This is a genomic window from Enterobacter sp. SLBN-59 (assembly GCF_024807915.1).
GTDB lineage: Bacteria > Pseudomonadota > Gammaproteobacteria > Enterobacterales > Enterobacteriaceae > Enterobacter > Enterobacter asburiae_B.
Genome location: NZ_JANUFI010000001.1, coordinates 2043822 through 2059167, shown reverse-complemented (window position 1 = coordinate 2059167; position 15346 = coordinate 2043822). Strand labels below are relative to the sequence as shown.

Here is a 15346-nt window from a genome sequence, read left to right as displayed (position 1 = left end):
AAAAGGATGAGCTATGCCAACCAGACCTCCCTATCCGCGTGAAGCACGTATTGTTACCGTTGAAAAAGGCCAGACGGGTCATACCGTGACCTGGTATCAACTGCGTGCCGATCACCCCAAGCCGGACTCGCTGATCAGTGAACACGAGACTGAACAGGAAGCGCTGGATGCGAAACGGCGCTATGAAGATCCCGATAAAACCTGACCCTTTTCCTAAACGTTCCAGTATCGTGCCTGAATCACACTTTTTACTCATCGGGAAAGTTAAGCAGGAGTTAATATTTAGTTATTACAAGTAACTCCGGTATCGGCAGGCGATCTTTACATTTCGATGTCGGGATCACCTGCTACGCTTGGTGCTGTTTTGTTGAAAAAATGAACTGTGCAGCGTAGTGAGCCTGTACCTGTATGCACGATGTTGGAGTAATGGAAGGCGATCAAGATGAAGGCAACGTTGGCGATCCTCACCATTGGTGTGGTCCCTGTAAGCGAAGTGTTACCGCTCTTAACCGAGCATGTATCTGAACAACAGATAACGCATCTTAGCCTGCTGGGGAAGATGAGTCGGGAAGAGGTCATGGAAGACTACGCTGTCGAGGCGGGGGAGGATCCCCTGGCGACGTTATTAAGCGACGGTAAACTGGCGCACGTTTCGCGTCAGAAAATCGAGCGCTCGCTGCAGGGCGTAATAGAAGTGCTCGATAATCAAGGTTATGACGTTATTTTGCTGATGAGCACCGCACCCATTAAGGGGCTTACGGCGCGTAATGCGATTTTGCTTGAGCCGATGCGGATCATTCCACCGCTGGTGGCCTCCATCGTGGATGGTCATCAGGTGGGGGTGATTGTGCCCATTGAGGAGCTCATGGATAACCAGGAAGCAAAATGGCACGTGCTGGAAAAAGTGCCCTTGTATGCGCTGGCAAATCCGTTCTGGGACAGTGAGGCCAAGCTCATTGCTGCCGGGAAGGAACTGCTTGAGAGAGGAGCAGATGTCTTGATTCTGGACTGCCTCGGTTTCCATCAGCATCATCGTGATCTGCTGCAAAAAGCGCTGGATGTTCCCGTGCTGTTATCCAACGTTCTGATGGCTCGCCTGGCCTCGGAACTGCTCATGTAATGATTTTGCGTGACAGGTGATGAGCATGGCCCCTATAGTGAATTTTTATCTATAAATATAAGGGCCAGTTCATGCTTCAAAGTAACGAATACTTTTCCGGTAAAGTGAAATCCATTGGTTTTACCAGCAGCAGCACTGGCCGCGCCAGTGTCGGCGTTATGGCGGAAGGGGAATACACCTTTGGCACGGCGGAAGCTGAAGAAATGACGGTCGTCAGCGGTGCGCTGAACGTCTTACTGCCGGGTGAAACGGAATGGAAAGTTTACGCTGCCGGGCAAGTTTTCAACGTCCCTGGCCACAGCGAGTTCCATTTGCAGGTCGCTGAACCTACCTCTTATCTGTGCCGCTACCTGAAATAAAAAAAAGCCGGGTGGCGCTAACGCTTACCCGGCCTGCGTTTTGCCTGTTATCTCTGCGCTTCGCCGCCGAGACCTTCCACCAGATTCTGAATCAACGCGGCCAGCTCGCCGGTCATCAGGATGAAGTCCGCGTCAAAGCGCTGGGCATAATCTTCCCTGTCGATATCTTCGTTCTGATCGCGCAGCTCGTCGCAGAACTTCAGACGCTTCACGGAGCCGTCGTCGCACATCACGAACTGAATGCGCTGCTGCCAGTCGAGCGCCAGTTTAGTGACCACTTTACCCGCTTCGATGTGGACGGCGATCTCGTCGCTCACCAGATCCTGCTTCTTCGCGCGGATCACGCCGCCATCTTCCAGCAGGGCTTTCAGCTCGGCTTCATCAAGGATCTGGAAACCCTGAGCCGCAGCGCCGCTGCGTACCCATTCGGTCAGCGTCAGCTCGATCGGCGTTTCCAGCGCCAGCGGAACGACCGGTAAAGATCCGATGCTTTTACGCAGCAGGGCCAGCGTATCTTCTGCTTTCTTGGCGCTGGCGCAGTCCACCATGATCAGCCCGTTGACGGTGTCGATCCACATCATGGTCTGGCTGAAGCGGCTGAAGGCGCGCGGCAGCAGAGAGTGCAGCACTTCGTCTTTTAGCGAATCTTTCTCGGTCTTTTTCAGCTTGCGGCCCTGTTCGGCTTCCAGCTTGAAAATTTTCGCTTCGAGCGCCTGCTTAACCACCGGCGTCGGCAGGATTTTCTCTTCTTTACGGGCGCAGACGATGATTTGACCCGTGCTGCTGGCGTGGGTCAGTGCATCGCTTTGTGAACCCATTGGCGGAACCCAGCCGGTTTTCGCCATATCCTGGCTACCGCAAGGGGAAAAGGTATAAGCGGCTAACTGTTTTTCCATCTCTTCTGCACGCAGCGAAACGTCGCGGCTGAGACGGTAAACCATCAAATTTTTGAACCACAGCATGATAATTTCCACGGCCTTGTCGTTAAATCAGCGGGCATGATAACGAATTGTCGCATCGCTTGCATTGCTAATCGGGAAGCGTGCTTCTACTCTGTTGATAATCAAAATAATGAGGAGAGTCTTGTGCGTATTGGGATCGATTTGGGCGGCACCAAAACAGAAGTCATCGCGCTGAGCGAGCAGGGGGAGCAGCTGTTCCGCCACCGTCTGCCGACGCCGCGCGATGATTATCACCAGACTATCGAGACGATTGCCAGCCTGGTTGAGATGGCAGAGCAGGCGACAGGGCAAACCGGCAGCGTCGGGATGGGGATCCCGGGGTCGATCTCGCCGTATACCGGGGTGGTTAAAAATGCCAACTCCACCTGGCTCAACGGTCAGCCGTTTGATAAAGATTTGAGCCAACGTCTGAACCGGGAAGTGCGTCTGGCCAACGACGCCAACTGCCTGGCGGTCTCTGAGGCCATCGACGGCGCGGCGGCCGGTGCCCAGACCGTGTTTGCCGTGATCGTCGGTACCGGCTGCGGTGCGGGCGTGGCGTTCGGCGGACGCGCCCATATCGGCGGTAACGGCACCGCGGGCGAGTGGGGACACAACCCGCTGCCGTGGATGGATGAAGACGAGCTTAAATACCGCGCTGAGGTGCCGTGCTACTGCGGAAAGCAGGGCTGTATTGAGACGTTTATCTCTGGCACCGGTTTTGCGACCGACTACCACCGCTTAAGCGGCCAGCCGCTCAGGGGCAACGAAATCATGCGTCTGGTCGAAGAACAGGATCCGGTCGCCGAGCTGGCCCTTAGCCGCTACGAAATGCGGCTGGCGAAATCCCTGGCGCACGTGGTGAATATTCTCGATCCGGACGTGATTGTGCTCGGCGGCGGCATGAGCAACGTTGACCGGCTGTACGCCACGGTACCGAATCTGGTGAAACAGTGGGTGTTTGGCGGCGAGTGTGAAACCCCGATCCGCAAAGCTGTCCACGGTGACTCCAGCGGCGTGCGCGGCGCGGCGTGGCTGTGGCCGGAATAAAAGCAAATAATGTTTATTCCCTCTCCCTGCGGGAGAGGGCCTGGGTGGGGCAAGGTAAAAGCAAAACAGCAACGCAAGTTGCTGTTTTTGGTGTTTTTACCCTCTCCCTGTGGGAGAGGGCTAGGGTGAGGGCATCAGACCGCACCGACCTACCATTCAGCCCACCGCAAATTCCTTATCCAGCCTGCTATAACCCAGCCCGTTGATTTTCTTCACCTTGATCTGCACCGGAATGCGCTCTTTCATCGCCTCTACGTGGCTGATCACGCCGATGGTTTTCCCGGTGGCGTTCAGCGCGTCGAGCGCATCCAGCGCGGTATCCAGCGTTTCACTGTCGAGCGTGCCGAACCCCTCATCCAGGAACAGGGAATCGATCCGCGTCTTATGGCTCACCAGATCGGAAAGAGCCAGCGCCAGCGCCAGGCTGACCAGGAAGCTCTCGCCGCCCGAGAGCGTTCGGGTATCGCGCACCGCGTCCGCCTGCCACGTATCGACCACTTCCAGCTCCAGCGCGTCGCTGGCCTTGCGCTGCAGCAGATAACGCCCGTGCAGACGGTTAAGCTGCTGGTTAGCAAGCCAGACGAGATTATCCAGCGTCAGCCCCTGCGCGAACTTGCGGAACTTGTCGCCGGTGCTGGAGCCGATCAGCGCGTTCAGATAACCCCAGTCGTCCGCCTGGCGCGCGGCCTCTTCAATTTGCTGCATCAACGCCAGCTGGTGCTGACGGTTATCGCTGTCCTGCTTGAGCTGCTGGCGGATCTCGCCCTGATGCGTCGTGTTCTCGCGAAGCCTTTCCGCCAGCTGCTGCAGCTGGCTTTGCAGCGCAGGAGCATCGGCGTTGAGCCCTTCCGGCCGCAGCGACAGATGAGCCTGCAGCTGCTGGTTAGCCTGGCCGGAAAGGGCTGCGGCCTGCTGTATCTGGCTTTCCAGCGACTGCTTCAGCTGTTCGAGGCGACGAATAGCGTCGTCATCCAGCAGCGCGGCAAGGAACGCGTCCCGATCGGCAAAGCAGCTCGCTGCGAGCGCCGCGGTGAACTGCGTCTGCGACTGCTGCAGGCGCTCTTGCTCCAGCTTTTCCTGCTGCTGCTGCGCGCTGAGCTGGCTTTGTAGCGACACGCATTCATCGTGAACGTCGCGCCAGCCGTCAGGAATGGCCGGTTCGGCCTCTTCGCCGTTCGTTTCCGGAAGCGTGTCGAGCAGCGGCTTCAGCGCGTTTATGCGTTCCAGAAGCACGCCGTGCTGCGTTTGTTTCTCCTGCCACTGCGCGAATTCCGCTTCGCGGGCGTGCAGCCAGGCGGCTTCATTGCCGTCTTCAGGTACGTTAAGCGATAGCGAGAGCAGGGTGATTTCCAGCGCCTGGCGCGCGGCCGTCAGCTGCTGCTGATACTGTCGCTCCAGCACTTCCTGCTCGTTTAGCTGGTTTTGCAGGGTCAGACGCTGGCTCAACTGATAAAGCTGGCGCTCGTACTGTTCCTGCTCGTTCATCCATGGCGTGATATCTTCCTGAATATTCAACGCTATGTTCAGGGAAGCGCAGACCTCCATCCACTCTTTAGTGAGCGCTTGCTCTTCCTGAGAGAGAGTCTGCGCTTCGTCTGTCTCGCGCTGGATCTGCTGCGTCAGGGCATTAACCTGTCCCAGCACCAGCAGGCCTTCCTCTTTAAGCGCGGCGACCTCTTTTTCCAGGGTATCGCGGCGGCGCTGGTTATCCGTCAGCTCAAGCGACTGGTATTGCGCAACGGCGGGGTGTTCGCTGGAGCCGCACAGCGGACAGGGTTTGCCGGCCTCAAGCCGGGAACGATAGCTTTCCAGGTCTTTAATCGTCGCTTCGCGTTCGCAGAGGGCTTTAAGATCCAGAAAGTGCTGGTGTTTCTCTTTGTACTGCTGGCGACGCAGCGTCAGCGTTTCATTGAGTTTGTTTTGATCGGCCTGGGCCTTCTGCACGCTTTCACCGCTCTGGCGCAGGCGCTTTTGCAGCGGCTGATAGCGGGCATGCAGCGACGTTAGCCGCTGGCGCAGCGCGCGTGACCGTGACTGTTGCTCCATGGCCGCGCTGACCTCATCCGCCGTCAGCGTCAGCGCATTTTCCGGCATCTCAGCCAGCCTGTTGCGTAGTTCACCCATCCGCGCAGCAAGCGAGGCTAACTGCGTTTTGTCGCGGTTAAGCTGTGAGAACTGGGCACGCCAGCCGGCAATCTCCTGCCCCAGCAGGCGATAGCGCTCGTGCTCCGCCAGCCACTGCGCCAGCGCCTTCAGTTCGGTCTGAAGCTGCTCATGATTACGCTGGGCGGTATGACGGATCCGCGCGCGCAGTGCGGTTTTGGCTTGTAAGCGAGTATTTACTTCAACAATTCGCTGCTGGGTTTGCGTCAGGCGCGCGGTTTGCTCCTGCTGGTGCGCCCAAAGCGGTCGAAGCTGGGCGGCGGGCAGGGCAAGCTGGAGCTTTGCCAGCTCTGGCGCAGCGTTCGTCAGCGCCTGTTGCGCCTGCTGCTGCATTGCGGTGACGCGCTGTTGCTCAAGCACGAGCTCATCATGGCGCGTAAGCCACTGAAAATCTTTCTGTTGGCTTTGCTGCTGAACCAGCAGGATTTTCTCTTCGTCAGTAAGCGCCTGCAAACTTTGCTGCAACTGCTGCTGTTGCTCTTCGCTCAACAGCACGACGCCCGCCGCCTGCGCCTCGCACTTTTCAAGCACGCTGCGGGCGGCTTTATGTTTTTCAAACACCATGGCGGAAATCTGTCCGTAGATCTCGGTGCCGGTCAGCTCTTCCAGCAGCTCGGCGCGATCGCTCGGCCTGGCATTAAGGAAGGCGGCAAACTGCCCCTGTGAGAGCAGCATCGAGCGGGTGAAGCGGCCATAGTCCAGCCCGGTGAGCGCGGCGGTTTGCTCCAGTTTATCCGTCACTTTGTCGGCCAGGATTTTGCCATCTTCGCAGCGCGCCAGCTCCACGCGCGGCGCCTGCAGGTTTCCGTCCGGCTGGTTGCGCGCGCGGTTCTGGCTCCAGAATGCGCGATAGGCGGTGCCTTTTACCTCGAACTCCACTTCCGCCAGGCACTCGGCGGTGTCGCGCGTCATCAGGTCGTTTTGCGCCTGAGAGACCTTCTGCAGTCGCGGCGTTTCGTGATAAAGCGCCAGGCAGATGGCGTCGAGCAGGGTGGTTTTACCTGCCCCGGTCGCGCCGGTAATGGCAAACAGCCCGTTGCTGGCAAACGGCTCCGCGGTAAAGTCAATTTTCCACTCGCCCTTGAGGGAGTTGAGATTTTTCAGGCGCAGGCTCAAAATTTTCATGCGTTTTCTTCCTCATCATTGAGCGCATGCAGGGTATGGCTGAACAGTTCGCTGAGTCTTGCGCGCTTCGCGTCGTCAATTTCCTCCTGCGAGAGCCTGCGTTCAAACACCTCTTCAACCCGCAGTTCACTGAGCGTTTCGCGTTGAGCGCTTAACAGAATTTTCTCGCGCTGCTCGCGGCTGCGGCGTACCAGTAAGACCTCGACGGGTAAATCTTCCGTCAGCGCCTGAATTTTACGCTGCATATCGTGCAGGTAGTCGTCGGTGGTGATTTCGATATCCAGCCAGACGGGCGGGTTAAGCGCTGTTCCGCGCCACTGCTCAAGCTGGGCGGTAATGGCGGCAAGATCGCCCTTCAGCACCGCCAGCGGCTGGGTGACCGGGACCTCCAGCGTCTCGACGGCGTGAAGTTTTCCGTCGGAAAAGCTCACCAGGTGGACGGATTTGGCCTTGCCCGTTTCGTCAAAGCTGAGCGAAATTGGCGAGCCGCAGTAGCGGATGTGCTCGCTGCCGCCGACGACCTGCGCCCGGTGAATGTGCCCGAGCGCAATGTAGTCGGCTGGCGGGAAGTTTTGCGCCGGAAAGGCATCCAGCGTGCCGATATAGATGTCGCGTACGGCGTCACTTTTACTGGCCCCGACGGTGGTGAGATGGCCGGTCGCAATCACTGGAATCCGCTGCTCGCCCCGTAGGGCGCAGGCATCGGCGTGCTGCTGGTGATAATAGTCGGTGATGGCCTGTAATAAATGCTGCTGCTTTTCCGCACCCGACAGCCCCGCCTGGCTTTGCACGATGTCGCGTGGCCGTAAAAACGGAATGGGGCACAGCACCGCCCCCGGCGTGCCGTCGCGTTTTTTCAGGAGCTGCGGGGCGTGCCCGGCGCTGGCGACGACGGTGGTATTGAGAAATGCCAGGATGTCACGAGATTCATTGAGGGTCGCGACGGAATCATGGTTGCCGGCGACAATCACCAGATGACAGCCGGTTTGCTGCAAATTCACCACGAAGCGGTTGTACAGTTCACGCGCATAGCTGGGGGGCGAGCCGGTATCAAAGATGTCACCCGCCACAATAATCGCGTCCACCTCGTGCGTCCGGGCCGTTTCCAGCAGCCAGTTCAGGAAGGCTTCATGTTCAGCCGCACGGCTTTTGCTGTAAAAATTTTGACCCAGATGCCAGTCCGAGGTGTGAAGTATGCGCATAGCAGATCCGTGGCAAAAAAGAGAAAGCAGGATTATAAACGTTCAGAGACGGGAAAATAACCGCTGTAATAAAACAACGGTTTGCCCGTTATCGTGGTACTGTTTTTCATAAATCTGTCATAAATCTGACGCATAATGGCGCCGAATTACAAACTTGTAACTTAAATAAGATAAGACAGGGCAAAGTATGGCGAGACGTATTCTGGTCGTAGAAGATGAAGCTCCAATTCGTGAAATGGTGTGCTTCGTGCTCGAGCAAAACGGCTTCCAGCCGGTTGAAGCGGAAGATTATGACAGCGCAGTGAACCAGCTGAATGAACCCTGGCCCGATCTGATTCTGCTGGACTGGATGTTGCCCGGCGGCTCCGGACTGCAGTTTATCAAACACCTGAAGCGTGAAGCGCTGACCCGCGACATCCCGGTTGTGATGCTCACGGCGCGCGGAGAAGAAGAGGATCGCGTGCGCGGTCTGGAGACCGGCGCGGACGATTACATTACTAAACCGTTCTCCCCAAAAGAGCTGGTTGCCCGCATTAAAGCCGTGATGCGCCGTATTTCGCCGATGGCGGTGGAAGAGGTGATAGAGATGCAGGGGCTGAGCCTTGACCCCACCTCACACCGCGTCATGACCGGTGAAAATCCCCTCGACATGGGGCCTACCGAATTTAAACTCCTGCACTTCTTTATGACTCACCCGGAACGCGTTTACAGCCGCGAGCAGTTGCTGAATAACGTCTGGGGAACTAACGTGTATGTCGAAGACCGGACGGTTGACGTACATATTCGCCGCCTGCGAAAAGCACTGGAACTGAGCGGCCACGATCGCATGGTGCAGACGGTCCGCGGCACGGGTTATCGTTTTTCTACCCGTTTCTGAACAATGACAGGAGTGTGACGCGTGCTGGAACGTCTGTCATGGAAAAGGCTCGTCTTTGAACTGATCTTATGCTGTATTCCGGCCTTCCTTCTGGGGGCCTTTCTTGGACACCTGCCGTGGTTTCTGCTGGCGTCGGTCACCGGGCTGCTGATCTGGCATTTCTGGAACCTGCTGCGCCTCTCGTGGTGGCTGTGGGTTGACCGAAGTATGACGCCGCCGCCGGGAAGCGGCAGCTGGGAGCCGCTGCTGTACGGTCTGCATCAGATGCAGATGCGTAATAAAAAGCGTCGCCGCGAGCTGGGAAGCCTGATTAAGCGTTTTCGCAGCGGTGCAGAGTCGCTGCCGGATGCCGTTATTATGACGACCGAAGAAGGGACGATCTTCTGGTGTAACGGCCTTGCGCAACAGCTGCTGGGCCTGCGCTGGCCCGATGATAATGGTCAGAATATCCTCAACCTTCTGCGCTATCCCGAGTTCACGCTGTATCTGAAAAAGCGTGATTTTACCCGCCCGCACAATCTGAAGCTCAATAATGGTCGCCATCTGGAAATCCGCGTGATGCCCTACAGCGATAAACAGTGGCTGATGGTGGCGCGCGATGTCACCCAGATGCACCAGCTGGAAGGGGCGCGTCGCAACTTCTTCGCCAACGTCAGTCACGAACTGCGTACCCCGCTGACCGTGCTTCAGGGCTACCTGGAGATGATGCAGGAGCAAACGCTTGAAGGCGCGCCGCGTGAAAAAGCGCTGCACACCATGCGCGAGCAAACGCACCGGATGGAAGGGCTGGTGAAGCAGCTGCTGACGCTCTCGAAGATTGAAGCGGCGCCAACGCTCGCGCTAAATGAGACCATTGATGTCCCGATGATGCTGCGGGTAGTTGAGCGTGAAGCGCAGACGCTAAGCCACAAAAAGCATCACCTGACCTTTGAGGTCGACAATACGCTGAAGGTGCTGGGCAGCGAAGATGAACTGCGGAGCGCCATTTCCAACCTGGTGTATAACGCGGTGAATCATACGCCGGAGGGGACGAATATCGTGGTGCGCTGGCACCATGCCCCAACGGGGGCTGAGTTTAGCGTGGAAGACAACGGGCCGGGGATCGCGCCTGAGCATATTCCGCGTCTGACCGAGCGCTTTTACCGTGTGGATAAAGCGCGATCCCGGCAAACAGGCGGAAGCGGCCTGGGGCTGGCAATTGTGAAACACGCGGTGAATCACCATGAAAGCCGTCTCGATATTCAGAGTACGCTGGGTAAAGGAACCCGCTTCAGTTTCGTTATTCCGGAACGATTAATTGCCAAAAAGATCGCCTGACGGCAGGCGTGTCATTTTACCTTTCCACGGGTCAGCGTCTGCTGGCCCGTTTGCTTTGCAGTCAAGCGAAACGCGGATGAATTTTATACGGCTGACTGTTTTTTGTTCGCATGATTAGCCATGGGTTTTTCTTATAAATAGCGTATTGTTCTGACGTGTATTTTCATGCTGGCATATTGTTCTGGTTTTACGATCCCACCTTGCCTTTAAACGTTATAAGCGTTTAAATTGCGCCCCAGATACTGTCAGACCGACTGTATTTGCGTGGTAAATCGAAAAACTATTCTTCTCCACGCCAGGACGGGAGCATTTCCCGCTGAAATTGAGCAAATTTTCGGCTGTATCATCCCGTCAGGGATATCGAAAATCTCAATGTTTTCAACACCACATCCACAGGCAGTAAGGTTTTATGACCCATCACTTAAAATCGCGTGACATCATCGCGCTGGGCTTTATGACATTTGCGCTGTTCGTTGGCGCAGGCAACATCATTTTCCCTCCAATGGTTGGCTTACAGGCGGGTGAACACGTCTGGACCGCCGCGTTTGGTTTCCTGATTACTGCCGTGGGTCTGCCGGTTCTGACCGTCGTCGCGCTGGCGAAAGTCGGCGGCGGTGTGGATAGCCTCAGCACCCCGATTGGCAAAGTGGCAGGCGTTCTGCTGGCAACCGTCTGCTATCTGGCCGTTGGCCCGCTGTTTGCGACCCCGCGTACGGCAACCGTGTCCTTCGAAGTGGGTATTGCTCCCCTGACCGGTGACGGTGCGATGCCGCTGTTTATCTACAGCCTGATCTACTTCGCAATCGTGATTCTGGTTTCCCTCTATCCGGGCAAGCTGCTGGATACCGTGGGTAACTTCCTGGCTCCGCTGAAAATTGTGGCGCTGATTGTTCTGGCGGTAGCGGCCATCGTCTGGCCAGCGGGCCCGATTAGCGACGCGATGGACGCCTATAAAAATGCCGCGTTTTCCAACGGCTTTGTGAACGGCTACCTGACGATGGATACGCTGGGCGCGATGGTGTTTGGTATCGTTATCGTTAACGCCGCGCGTTCCCGCGGTGTGACCGAAGCGCGTCTGCTGACCCGCTATACCATCTGGGCTGGCCTGATGGCCGGCGTGGGGCTGACGCTGCTGTATCTGGCGCTGTTCCGTCTGGGCTCCGACAGCGCCATGCTGGTCGATCAGAACGCCAACGGTGCGGCTATCCTGCACGCCTACGTTCAGCACACCTTCGGCGGTGCGGGCAGTATGCTGCTGGCAGCGCTCATCTTCCTTGCCTGTCTGGTGACGGCGGTTGGCCTGACCTGCGCCTGCGCAGAGTTCTTTGCACAGTATCTGCCGCTCTCTTACCGCACTCTGGTGTTTATCCTCGGTATCTTCTCCATGGCGGTGTCCAACCTCGGTCTGAGCCACCTGATTCAGGTCTCTATTCCGGTGCTGACGGCGATTTACCCGCCGTGTATTGTGCTGGTGGTGCTGAGCTTTACTCGCCCGTGGTGGAACAACTCTTCACGAATTATTGCGCCAGCCATGTTTATCAGCCTGATTTTTGGTATCCTTGACGGGATTAAAGCATCAGCTTTTGCGCACATACTGCCGGCATGGACACAGCGTCTGCCGCTGTCCGAGCAGGGTCTGGCCTGGCTGATGCCTACCGTTGTTGCACTGGTTCTGGCGATTATCTGGGACCGTGCTGCAGGGCGTCAGGTCGCATCGAACGCTCATTAATCAACGGCAACAAACTGTTTAACCACGGGGCTTAAGGCCCCGTGGTTTTTTGTTTTTTTCGTGTTGAATGGCAAGATTTAAATGGAAAGCACTAACAAACTTAAACGTGGATTGAGCACGCGCCACATCCGCTTTATGGCGCTGGGCTCTGCTATCGGCACCGGTCTTTTTTATGGCTCGGCAGATGCCATCAAAATGGCCGGTCCCAGCGTTCTGCTGGCGTACATCATCGGCGGCGTGGCGGCGTATATCATCATGCGCGCCCTCGGCGAAATGTCGGTTCACAACCCGTCCGCCAGCTCCTTCTCCCGCTACGCGCAGGAAAACCTCGGCCCGCTGGCCGGGTTTATCACCGGCTGGACCTACTGCTTTGAAATCCTGATTGTGGCGATTGCCGACGTGACGGCGTTTGGCATCTATATGGGCGTCTGGTTCCCGGCGGTGCCGCACTGGATTTGGGTGCTGGGCGTGGTGCTGATCATTTGCGCCGTCAACCTGATGAGCGTGAAGGTGTTCGGCGAGCTCGAATTCTGGTTCTCCTTCTTCAAGGTCGCCACCATCATCATCATGATCGTGGCCGGTTTCGGCATCATCATCTGGGGAATCGGCAACGGCGGGCAGCCGACCGGCATCCATAACCTCTGGAGCAACGGCGGCTTCTTCAGTAACGGCTGGCTCGGAATGGTCATGTCGCTGCAGATAGTGATGTTCGCCTACGGCGGTATCGAGATTATCGGTATCACCGCCGGGGAAGCGAAAGATCCGGAGAAATCCATTCCGCGCGCCATCAACTCGGTGCCGATGCGTATTCTGGTGTTCTACGTGGGCACGCTGTTCGTGATTATGTCCATCTACCCGTGGAATCAGGTCGGCACCAACGGTAGCCCGTTTGTTCTGACCTTCCAGCATATGGGAATTGCCTTTGCGGCCAGCATTCTGAACTTTGTGGTGCTCACCGCGTCACTCTCCGCGATCAACAGTGACGTCTTTGGCGTGGGCCGTATGCTGCACGGCATGGCGGAGCAGGGCAGTGCGCCGAAGGTGTTCGCCAAAACCTCACGCCGCGGCACGCCGTGGGTAACCGTTGTGGTGATGACCGTAGCGCTGCTGTTCTCGGTTTACCTGAACTACATCATGCCGGAGAACGTCTTCCTGGTGATCGCATCGCTGGCGACCTTCGCGACGGTGTGGGTGTGGATTATGATCCTGCTGTCGCAGATTGCGTTCCGCCGTCGTCTGTCGCCGGATGAGGCGAAAGCGTTGAAGTTCAAAGTACCGGGCGGCGTTGCGACGACCGTCGTCGGGCTGATCTTCCTGGTGTTTATCATTGCCCTGATTGGCTACCATCCGGATACCCGCATTTCCCTGTACGTGGGCTGCGCGTGGATCGTCCTGCTGCTGGTGGGCTGGGTGTTTAAATGCCGCCGTGACCGTCAGCTGGCGGAAGCGCAGTAATATCCTTTTCCCCTCTCCCCTTGGGAGAGGGAATTTTGCCTCATCCTCCTTTCTCCTCCCCCAATAATCCCGAACGTGATGAGCTATCCTTAACCACCCTGTGGCAAGGTGACGTCAATTTCATCAGAGGGGATTCGTGATGTTAAACGCCTGGCACCTTCCTGTTGCCCCATTTGTTAAGCAAAACAAAGACAACCTTGTGATTACGCTCTGGCTGGCGGGGGAAAATCAGCCTGAACGCGTGACGCTCCGCGCCGAAATAGATAACGAAGAGACCGGCCTGAAAATGCACAAGCTGCGCAGCCAGCCGCAGCCGGGGATCACGGCGTGGCGGGCGAATATCGACCTGAATACTGGGCAGCCGCGCCGCCGTTACAGCTTTAAGCTTTTGTGGAATAACCGCCAGCTGTGGTTTACCCCGCAGGGGTTTAGCCGTTTCCCGCCCGCACGGCTGGAGCAGTTTGCGGTCGATTACCCGGATAACGGCCCGCAGTGGGTTAACGATCAGGTGTTTTACCAGATTTTCCCGGACCGTTTTGCGCGCAGCGAAAAACGCACCGCCGACCAGGATAAGATCTATCACCACCATGCGGCGGGCCACGACATTATCCTGAAAGCGTGGGACGAGCCGTTAACCGCGCAGGCGGGTGGATCCACTTTTTACGGCGGCGATCTCGACGGCATCAGCGAAAAGCTGCCGTACCTGAAAAAGCTCGGCGTGACGGCGCTGTATCTCAACCCGGTGTTTAAAGCCCCGAGCGTGCACAAATACGATACCGAAGATTATCGCCACGTTGACGAACAGTTTGGTGGTGACGAGGCGCTGCTGCGCCTGCGAAAGAATACCCAAAACGAAGGCATGCGCCTGATTCTGGACGGCGTGTTCAACCACAGTGGAGATTCGCACGCCTGGTTTGACCGCCATAACCAGTCGATGGGCGGGGCATGTCATAACCCGGACTCGCCGCAGCGCGACTGGTACAGCTTTAACGAGGAGGGCCGCGCGCTGGACTGGCTGGGCTACGCGAGCCTGCCGAAGCTGGATTTCCAGTCGCCAACGCTCGTGAATGAAATCTACGGCGGCGAAGACAGCATCGTGCGTCACTGGCTGAAGGCGCCGTGGAACATGGACGGCTGGCGGCTGGACGTGGTGCATATGCTGGGTGAAGCGGGCGGGGCGCGGAATAACCTTCAGCACGTCGCCGGGATTACGCGCTCGGCGAAAGCGGCCCAGCCGGAGGCGTTCGTCTTTGGCGAGCACTTTGGCGACGCGCGCCAGTGGCTGCAGAACGATGCGGAAGATGCGGCGATGAACTATCGCGGCTTTACCTTCCCGCTATGGGGATTCCTCGCTAACACCGACATATCCTACGATCCGAATCATATCGACGCTGAAACCTGCATGGCGTGGATGGAGAACTATCGCGCCGGTCTGTCCCATCAGCAGCAGCTGCGGATGTTTAACCAGCTCGATAGCCACGATACCGCCCGCTTTAAGTCCCTGCTCGGCAAGGATGTGGCGCGTCTGCCGCTGGCGGTGACCTGGCTCTTCACCTGGCCGGGCGTGCCGTGCATCTATTATGGCGACGAAGTGGGGCTGGACGGCAACAACGATCCTTTCTGCCGCAAAACCTTCCCGTGGGAGCCAGAGAAGCAGGACAAGGTGCTGTTCAGCCTGTATCAGCGGCTGGCGAAGCTGCGTAAGCAGAGCCTTGCCCTGCGCTACGGCGGCTGTCAGGTGGTGTATGCCCACGATAACGTGGTGGTGTTTGCTCGCGTCTACAATCAGCAGCGCGTGCTCGTGGCGATCAACCGGGGCGAGGCGTGCGAAGTGGTGCTGGATGATTCACCGCTGCTGAAGGTGGCGGCGTGGAAGAATAAAGAGGGCAAGGCGACGATACAGGACGGCGTGCTGGCGCTGCCTGCGGTATCCGCGACGATCTGGTTCGGCAGCTAAGACCTGCTAATGTTTCCACCTTTTAAGATGGCGCAAATGCAACTATTTGTG

General features: G+C 57.3%; 12 protein-coding genes. 9 read left to right on the top strand and 3 right to left on the bottom strand.

Annotated elements, in window-relative coordinates; genetic code table 11:
- The first annotated feature begins 13 nt into the window (after positions 1–13).
- The 3 genes from yaiA to ppnP all read left to right on the top strand — a co-directional run bounded on the left by yaiA (position 14) and on the right by ppnP (position 1479).
- Positions 14–205 carry a protein YaiA gene (yaiA, locus tag M2422_RS09885; RefSeq protein WP_032638425.1) on the top strand — a complete coding sequence of 64 codons (192 nt, stop codon included), beginning with the start codon at positions 14–16 and terminating at the stop codon, positions 203–205.
- Positions 206–442: 237 nt separating this feature from the next.
- Positions 443–1120: an AroM family protein gene (locus M2422_RS09880; RefSeq protein ID WP_008503271.1), complete on the top strand. Its 678-nt coding sequence runs from the start codon at positions 443–445 to the stop codon at positions 1118–1120.
- Positions 1121–1191: 71 nt separating this feature from the next.
- The gene (gene ppnP, locus M2422_RS09875) at positions 1192–1479 is read left to right on the top strand and encodes a pyrimidine/purine nucleoside phosphorylase (RefSeq protein WP_008503270.1); all 288 of its coding nucleotides are present in this window, start codon (positions 1192–1194) and stop codon (positions 1477–1479) included.
- 47 nt (positions 1480–1526) lie between these two features.
- On the opposite strand, the gene rdgC is transcribed toward ppnP, so the two are convergent.
- Positions 1527–2441, bottom strand: a complete 915-nt coding sequence (gene rdgC / locus M2422_RS09870) for a recombination-associated protein RdgC (RefSeq protein WP_023310540.1) — start codon at positions 2439–2441, stop codon at positions 1527–1529.
- A 123-nt stretch (positions 2442–2564) separates the two neighbouring features.
- Between rdgC and mak the strand changes: the two genes are divergently transcribed.
- Entirely contained in the window at positions 2565–3470 is a 906-nt protein-coding gene (gene mak / locus M2422_RS09865; RefSeq protein WP_063441447.1) for a fructokinase, read from the top strand.
- A 156-nt stretch (positions 3471–3626) separates the two neighbouring features.
- Here mak and sbcC read toward each other — a convergent pair whose 3' ends face one another.
- Positions 3627–6758 carry an exonuclease subunit SbcC gene (gene sbcC, locus M2422_RS09860; protein WP_248202695.1) on the bottom strand — a complete coding sequence of 1044 codons (3132 nt, stop codon included), beginning with the start codon at positions 6756–6758 and terminating at the stop codon, positions 3627–3629.
- Complete coding sequence (gene sbcD / locus M2422_RS09855; RefSeq protein ID WP_064673462.1) at positions 6755–7960, bottom strand: exonuclease subunit SbcD; 1206 nt, start codon at positions 7958–7960, stop codon at positions 6755–6757. The genes sbcC and sbcD overlap by 4 nt, the downstream gene beginning before the upstream one ends.
- Positions 7961–8147: 187 nt before the next feature.
- On the opposite strand from sbcD, the gene phoB reads away from it, so the two are divergent.
- The 5 genes from phoB to malZ all read left to right on the top strand — a co-directional run bounded on the left by phoB (position 8148) and on the right by malZ (position 15295).
- A complete protein-coding gene (phoB, locus tag M2422_RS09850) occupies positions 8148–8837 on the top strand; it encodes a phosphate response regulator transcription factor PhoB (protein ID WP_008503265.1) in 690 nt (229 codons plus the stop codon).
- A 21-nt stretch (positions 8838–8858) separates the two neighbouring features.
- Positions 8859–10154 (top strand): phosphate regulon sensor histidine kinase PhoR, encoded by a 1296-nt coding sequence (gene phoR / locus M2422_RS09845; RefSeq protein ID WP_047061227.1) that lies wholly within the window; start codon positions 8859–8861, stop codon positions 10152–10154.
- A gap of 409 nt (positions 10155–10563) precedes the next feature.
- The gene (gene brnQ / locus M2422_RS09840; protein WP_024906795.1) at positions 10564–11883 is read left to right on the top strand and encodes a branched-chain amino acid transporter carrier protein BrnQ; all 1320 of its coding nucleotides are present in this window, start codon (positions 10564–10566) and stop codon (positions 11881–11883) included.
- An 81-nt stretch (positions 11884–11964) separates the two neighbouring features.
- On the top strand, positions 11965–13338 hold the full coding sequence (gene proY, locus M2422_RS09835) for a proline-specific permease ProY (RefSeq protein ID WP_064673461.1): 1374 nt from the start codon (positions 11965–11967) through the stop codon (positions 13336–13338).
- 139 nt (positions 13339–13477) lie between these two features.
- Positions 13478–15295 (top strand): maltodextrin glucosidase, encoded by a 1818-nt coding sequence (gene malZ, locus M2422_RS09830; RefSeq protein WP_064673460.1) that lies wholly within the window; start codon positions 13478–13480, stop codon positions 15293–15295.
- The last annotated feature ends 51 nt before the right edge of the window (positions 15296–15346 follow it).